Source organism: Mesonia profundi (assembly GCF_031085155.1).
GTDB classification, from domain to species: Bacteria; Bacteroidota; Bacteroidia; order Flavobacteriales; family Flavobacteriaceae; genus Mesonia; species Mesonia profundi.
The window spans coordinates 72,562-79,948 of the sequence record NZ_JAVHUL010000012.1 but is presented as its reverse complement, the minus strand read 5'-3'; the positions used below and the strand labels follow the sequence as shown (position 1 = coordinate 79,948).

The window sequence follows — 7,387 nt, the reverse complement described above, 5'->3', positions numbered from 1 at the left end:
ATGAATCTGAGGACATAGAAATCTTTATTTCAAAGTTCCCTAATTTTTAGTTACTCCACAACTTTTTGTGTTGAGCCCAAAACATCACGAGTGCCTCAGAAAGGAATTTTTTAAATTCAATTTCATTTGCTCAATTCCGAAAGAACCTTAATATAGTTGAATCGATAATAATTTCTCTTTACGACTGTGAATTGTTTTTTAATTTGCTTTGCATAAAGAGGATGGTGATTACGTATTTGCTATTCAGCTTTTATTTGTTAATTTAGACGTCATTCAGTATACCAATTACAAACAAAAAAACTGGTTTTAGATTTATGAAAAAAGTGGAAGTTGTTGCTGCTATCTTAATATATGGCGATGAAATTTTGTGTGCTCAAAGGGCTAAAAGTAAATTAGATTATATTTCTGAAAAGTTTGAATTTCCTGGTGGGAAAATTGAAGCAGGAGAAACTAAAAAAGAAGCTTTAAAAAGAGAATTGGAGGAAGAATTAAGTATTAATCCAGAGATTAATGATTCATATATCACAGTAACTCATCAATACCCTGATTTTGAATTGACAATGCATAGTTTTTTATGTGATATAAATACTAAGGACATATCATTAAATGAACATATTTCCTCAATATGGTTGAAAAGAAGTGAACTGCTGAGTTTAGATTGGGCTGCAGCCGATGTGCCAATCGTAAACAAATTAATGCAAGATGAGTGATTTATTTAACGGCGATTTTCAAAAAAGCTTACAGACTGGTTTTATAGATAAAAACGTTGACTCAGAACTAGTCTATAGACCTCAGTTATTAACCAATAAAATAATTCCGAGAGAGAAGGTTTTATCTGCTCTTTTACAGGAGTTTGATAGTTGTAATGAATTTTTCGTTTCAGTTGCATTTGTGACAACAAGTGGAATCGCAGTATTATTAAACACCTTGCTTTCTTTAGAGGAAAGAGGTGTTAAGGGGAAGATTTTGGTCTCTCAATATCTAAACTTTACTCAGCCAGAAGCGCTTAAAAAACTTAAGTTATTTAAGAATATTGAGCTTAAGATATCTACGCGAGACAATACGCATTCAAAAGGATATATTTTTAAGAAAAAGGAGCATTACAACTTAATAGTTGGAAGTAGCAATCTAACATCAAGTGCTCTGACCGTTAACAAAGAATGGAATTTAAAGGTTTCAGGTTTACATTCTAGCGGCATTGTTGAGAATGTCTTAAAGGAGTTTCATAACGATTTTGATAGAGCCATATCCGTAACAGATGAATTCATTGCGGCTTATCAGACTATATATGATAATGAGCGATTATTTAGAAAACAGGCAAAGAAAGAACTAACTAGCTCTGAAGAGGTAGAAATAATTCCAAATTCAATGCAAGTTGACGCATTGAAAAACCTAACTGAATTAAGACTTAAACATAAAAACAAAGCTTTAATTATATCCGCAACTGGGACTGGGAAAACCTATCTATCCGCGTTTGATGTAAAGAGTTTTAATCCAAAGAAATTATTGTTTGTTGTTCATAGGTTGAATATTGCAGAAGATGCTTTGGAGACTTTTAAAGATATTTTTAAAGACAAAAAAACCTATGGGGTATACTCTGGAAATAGAAAAGAACTAGAAGCAGATTTTGTTTTTTCAACCGTTCAAACTATCTCGAGAGAAGATCATTTATTAAATTTCGATAAGGATGAATTTGATTACATTATAATTGATGAATCCCATCGCTCTGGTGCTGATTCATACCTTAGATTGATGGAGTATTTTACTCCAAAGTTTTTGTTAGGAATGACAGCTACTCCTGAACGTACTGATGGAAATGATATTTTTAGTCTCTTTGACCATAATATAGCCTATGAGATTAGATTAAACAGAGCAATGGAAGAAGATATGCTAAGTGAATTTCATTATTTTGGCATAACAGATTTAATGGTTGATAATGAAATAATTGAGGACATTAGAGACTTCAGGTTATTAACTAGTGATGAAAGAGTCAACAGGATTATTGAGAAAGCTAAGCTCTATGGTAGTGATAATGGAATTACTAGAGGTCTCGTTTTCTGTTCTAGAAATGAAGAATCTAAAAATCTATCTCTAAAGTTTAATGAACGAGGTTTTAAAACCATTTCTTTATCAGGAGAAAGCTCAGAAACAGAGCGAAAAAAAGCGATTTCGAGATTAGAATCCACTGATAATAATGAAAGAATAGATTACATATTTACCGTTGATATTTTTAATGAAGGAATAGATATTCCAAAAATTAACCAGATATTAATGATAAGACCAACCGATTCTGCAATTGTGTTTGTACAGCAATTAGGAAGAGGTTTAAGAAAAGCTAATGGCAAGGATTTTTTAACTGTAGTTGACTTTATTGGAAACCATAAAAACAACTATTTAATTCCAATAGCTCTGTATGGTGATACGTCTTATAATAAGGATACGCTGCGAAAGTTGATTTCCGAAGGGAGTAAAATGCTTCCTGGTCCGTCAACGATTAACTTTGATGAGATAACCAAAGACAAAATATTTCAGTCCATTGATTCTGCTAATATGAGACTGTTATCCGATTTGAAGAAGGACTATCTACTTCTCAAATATAGACTAGGACGTACTCCTATGATGGTAGATTTTTTAAAGAACAAATCAAGAGACCCATTTTTGTTTGTTGAATATTCTAAGTCTTATTTTAATTTTGTTAAGAGGGCTGATAAAGATTTTGATGTACTTCTAGATAAAAAACGCTCTGGTTTATTAGAACTTTTTTCGAGAGAGATAAATAATTCTAAAAGAATTGAGGAGAGTTTGATTTTGAAAGAGTTACTCAATAATGGAGAATTAAGCGCCTCAAAACTTAATGATTTAATATCTGAAAAATACAATTATAAGCCTAGTAAGGAAACTATAGAGTCTAGCATTTCAAATATAAACTTTAGCTTTATACGGAAAGAAGAAAAGGTGATTTTTATAGAAAATGGGATTTTTAAATTTTATCCTGAGTTTCTTGAATTAATTGATAACAGTACATTTAAGGATTTTCTTTTAGATTCTGTAAATTATTCAATTAGGACTTTTAATGAGAATTTTGACCAAACCAATTATAAGAATGGCTTGGTACTCTATAATAAGTATAGCCGTAAAGATGTTTGTAGATTGCTAAATTGGGAAAATGATATTAGTAGTACTTTATATGGTTATAGAACAAGGGATAAAGTTACTCCTTGTTTTGTGACTTATCATAAATCTGATGATATTGATGATACAATCAATTATAACGACCACTTTATTACTCCTTCAGTTTTTGCGTGGGAATCTAGATCAAATAGAAAATTAAAGAGTCCAGAAATTAAGAAAGTAATAGATTCAAAACGAATATTGCTTTTCGTAAAAAAAGAAGATGCAGAGGGAACGGATTTCTATTATATGGGTGATGTATCAATTATTGAAGATTCTATAGAACAAGCTGAAATGGCTGAATCTAAAAAGCCAGTCGTTCATTTTAAATTTCAATTAGAACAACCGGTGTCAACTGAGTTGTATAACTATATTACAGCAGTTAATGACAAGGATGTTCCAGAGCAAGAGATTGATACGGAAGTTATTTCTTTAGAAATGGAAGAAGATCAATCAAAGTTTACAATTCCATTATTTGACTTTTATGCAGCAGCAGGCAGTTTTAGTGAACTACAAGCAGAAAAGAATTATACCGAGTTGGGAGTTGAAGAAAGATATTCTTTAAATAATGATTATTTTGCTTGTAAAGTCATTGGTGAATCAATGAATAAAAGAATTTCAAATGGTTCTATTTGTGTTTTTAAAAAATATGCTGGAGGCTCTAGAAATGGTAAAATAGTATTAGTGGAAAATAGAGATATCCATGATCCAGATTTTAATTCTGGTTTTACAGTAAAAACATATTCAAGTCAGAAATCAGTTACAGAAGAAGGTTGGGGACATAAGGAAATTGTACTAAAACCCAATTCTTATGACAATAGCTTTAAAGACATTGTTATTGATAATGAGAGTGCAGAAGGAATGAAGGTAATTGGAGAGTTTATAACTGTTTTAAAGTAATTTTTCTAAAATTAGAAAGATTTTTATCTTCTAAAGAGTTTCTCGATCATCAATATTCAAAATATAAAAACAATGAATATAATTAAAAATTGTATTGTAGATTATATCACGTCAAGTCGTACAGTTGAAACAATCACTTTAAACAATACTGATAGACTTTTTTACATCTATAATTATGAAGGAAATCATTTTAGGGTGTTCACAGAAATAATAGACTTAATAAAGTTTTTTCAATTTGGTATAGAGCCAAAACAATCATTTTTAAACGAGAATGATTTGGATGATTTTATAGAAAATTATCATTGGTCTTAGTCTACTCAAACTTTCGCATTTGACCGATTAGATTAAAACCTTCACAAAAAAACTAAAACCTAATCATACTCACCCTTGAAGTTCTCCGACATTTTCTCTGTCATTTCATCCAATTAAAATTGATCTTTCCAGCCTTAATCTTCACGAGTTTGGGTAATTGGTGGAGTGTCGGTAATGTCTTGCCTAAAGTCGAGTACGTGGTGAAGAAGGCAATGACCATATTAGAAACTGGATGAGGAATAGGAATACGGTTGAGTTGTTAGGGATTTGGGGGCAATTATATAGTCCAGATTTTAAAGGTGTCGAATTCGACACCTTTAGAAAAGGATATTATAACTTCAGGATGGGCTTTGGCATTAGATAAAGAAACCGTTTCTGCTAAATATTTATTGCTTCATACACATGGAGAAAAGTCAAGCGGTGATCTTTGGCGTATAATAAGTAAGGGGCCAAAAGTTTTTTCTAGATCAAATTTAGAAAAGAAAGGCTATCCACAAGCAAAAGATGATAAGGAGTACGAAAAACACTATTTAGTTATTGATATAGAAAAAGTTTAGGCTAAAGAATTTGAGAATAAAAATTGGAATTTCAGAGACCTTGATAATTTTAAGAAAGGAAGAGCTTCAGCATTTCCGTTTACGGCGAGTTTAAGAGAGCTATTGCAAAAAAGGGTTCACTCGATGACTTAAATCAAAGAGAATGAAGTGCTTGTTTTTGAAATCTCCGCTAATGTGACTTCAATACAATTTTCTATCGAAAACCACTCAGCCACCGCCCTCGACTACCTAAATCAAAGGTCATGGAGTGCTTGCTTTTGCAAGTGTATCGAAATGCCCGGCGTTGTGACTTCGATACAATTTTCTCTCGTAAACCGCTCAGCCATCAGAATTGATGACCAGCATTAAAGGAGGTTTTTATAATTTTAAAGCTTTACACTGAAATTACTTCAGCGCTACTTTTTTTATGCCTTGGTTATGCATGAAATAGGTTATAAAAACGACACCTATTAAAGCTGCTTGCGCCAAAACCGTTTCTAGAGTGGGGTAGAAGCCTAGCCAACCTATACGGAAGGAAGTGCCTATGCCTGTTACCGAAATCCATCCACTTTCTTGGATAGAGTGAACGCCTTTTCCCATAAGAATGATGGCCAAAAGGATAATAACCCAAGAGGAATATTGGAAGAGTTGTCGCACGGGAATGCGTTTGGAGTATTTCAAAAATAGGTGCGCCATCAAAGCGATACAAACGACGGCGACTAAAACGCCTAAACCTATTGCCGATTTGTCTCCAGGGGCAGCTTCCAAACGGATAGCCTGAAGAAAGAGAATCACTTCAAAAGCTTCGCGAAAGACAACCATAAATGAGAAGATCGCCAATCCAAACATTTTGTCTTTTTGTAAATAGCGACCGATTTTACCTTCCACAAATTCCTTCCACTTTTTAGCAGTCGAATTATTGTGTAACCAAAACCCGACAAACAGCAAGACTAAAACGGCCAAAAGCGAAACTAGGCCTTCCATGATTTCTCTGTTTTTACCACCAAACTGAATGATATAATCTGAAAGAAACCAGCCTGCAATTCCCATAAGTACAGCCGCAATCCAGCCCCCGTGGAGCCAAGGCAATGCTTTTTTGACGCCTGAAGAACGAATTAGCGCCAAAACCACTGCTAGAATCAGAAAAGCTTCTAAGCCTTCTCGGAGCATGATGGAGAGGGCGAGAATAAAAGTCAGCCAATAGTTTAATTTTTGATCCTGTAGTAACTGATCTGCTTGTGTAATTAAAACCAAGGCTTTTTCTGCTTCTACTTTAACCGCATCGGTGCCTTTACCTTTTTCGATCACTTGCCGAACCTGGAGCATTTGCTGTTCGAGTTCTATGACGAAAGAGGGGTCGTTTGCTCGTAACCTGGCTTCTACGGGTTCTATACCTTCCAAATAAGCATTCAGGGCATTGTTTCGAGCTAGTTTTTTATTTCCCTCTGAATAGTTTTTTACGGCAGCTCTCAAGTTTTTTTCTGCAACAGAGAGACTGTTGGTAGCATTTTCTCCAACGGGAGCTAACAACCGAACGGCTTCTAATTTCACCTTGGGATTATCTGTCTTTTCAGCAATAGCAGCCAATAACTCATCGTCAGAAAGGGTGGCAATATCTTTTAAGGAAATATAAGAAAACACCTCCTTAAACTCTTTTCTTAATAGGAGACTGTCTGCTGTTTTATCTTCAAATCTTAAAGATTTTACATAGAAGGCGAGAGCCCAGAGTTCTTGTTCATTAAATGATTCTGAAAAAGCTTGCATGCTCGTTCCTTGTACTCCTAATTTTACGGTGTTGTAGGCTTGAAATGGCGACACTTGTCCCATTAATTCGGCGTCGTAAAAATTGGTGGGTGCTGGTTCGAGGCCTTTAGCCAATTCTCCTTGACCATTTCCGTTCGCACCGTGACAGCTCGCACAATTTTGTTGGAATAAAGATTTACCTACTTTTACATCAGGCCAAATTTTGGGTGCGGTTTCAACCCCCGTAACTTTTATGATGTCGTTTTTTAGCTTTACAGCGGAAGTATTGATTTCTTTTGCTGATTTTTTATCTGCGATTAAGGTTCGGAGTTCTTGCATCTCATCAAGGATGTTTTGATCTTCTTCAGAAAGAAAGTCGCCTTCTTTTGTCAACCGGTAAGCTTGAGCCGAAAATTCTTTCATCTCACTATATTCCTGCTCATCGATAATTTTTCCGTCTTGAACGCCTTCAGCATAGTCCCTAGCAATATACCCAAGGAGATGAATTACCGTTTGTGTACTGGTATCATCGTTTTGGGAAAAGACTTTGTTGATAGGTGTGAAAATAAGAATGACTACCAAAAGAATGGTAGAAGACAAGACTTTGAACATTATAACACTCTATTTAGAATTAATCTAAACAAAGGTAAAGCTTATCTATGAGAAGAAATGAGTTTTCTACTGTTTTTTCCCTTATCAAGGCTTTTCTAATAACTTTCTATAGG

4 protein-coding genes are annotated in these 7,387 nt (G+C 34.1%); 3 read left to right on the top strand and 1 reads right to left on the bottom strand.

What is annotated here, in order from left to right; all coding sequences use genetic code 11:
• Window positions 1-314 precede the first annotated feature (314 nt).
• From RBU60_RS06380 to RBU60_RS06365, 3 genes are all read left to right on the top strand, one after another.
• Window positions 315-710, top strand: coding sequence for a (deoxy)nucleoside triphosphate pyrophosphohydrolase (locus RBU60_RS06380; protein ID WP_308863913.1), 396 nt, complete (start codon window positions 315-317; stop codon window positions 708-710).
• The gene (locus tag RBU60_RS06375) at window positions 703-4,071 is read left to right on the top strand and encodes a DUF3427 domain-containing protein (protein WP_308863912.1); all 3,369 of its coding nucleotides are present in this window, start codon (window positions 703-705) and stop codon (window positions 4,069-4,071) included. The genes RBU60_RS06380 and RBU60_RS06375 overlap by 8 nt, the downstream gene beginning before the upstream one ends.
• Before the next feature lie 662 nt (window positions 4,072-4,733).
• Window positions 4,734-4,940: a hypothetical protein gene (locus tag RBU60_RS06365; protein WP_308863911.1), complete on the top strand. Its 207-nt coding sequence runs from the start codon at window positions 4,734-4,736 to the stop codon at window positions 4,938-4,940.
• Window positions 4,941-5,324: 384 nt separating this feature from the next.
• On the opposite strand, the gene RBU60_RS06360 is transcribed toward RBU60_RS06365, so the two are convergent.
• The gene (locus RBU60_RS06360) at window positions 5,325-7,274 is read right to left on the bottom strand and encodes an FTR1 family protein (RefSeq protein ID WP_308863910.1); all 1,950 of its coding nucleotides are present in this window, start codon (window positions 7,272-7,274) and stop codon (window positions 5,325-5,327) included.
• Between the last annotated feature and the right edge of the window lie 113 nt (window positions 7,275-7,387).

Bases quoted from the DNA above. Each gene is read 5' to 3' on its own strand.
- RBU60_RS06380 (WP_308863913.1), top strand. From the start codon at position 315: ATGAAAAAAGTGGAAGTTGTTGCTGCTATCTTAATATATGGCGATGAA.
- RBU60_RS06375 (WP_308863912.1), top strand. From the start codon at position 703: ATGAGTGATTTATTTAACGGCGATTTTCAAAAAAGCTTACAGACTGGT.
- RBU60_RS06360 (WP_308863910.1), bottom strand. From the start codon at position 7,274: ATGTTCAAAGTCTTGTCTTCTACCATTCTTTTGGTAGTCATTCTTATT.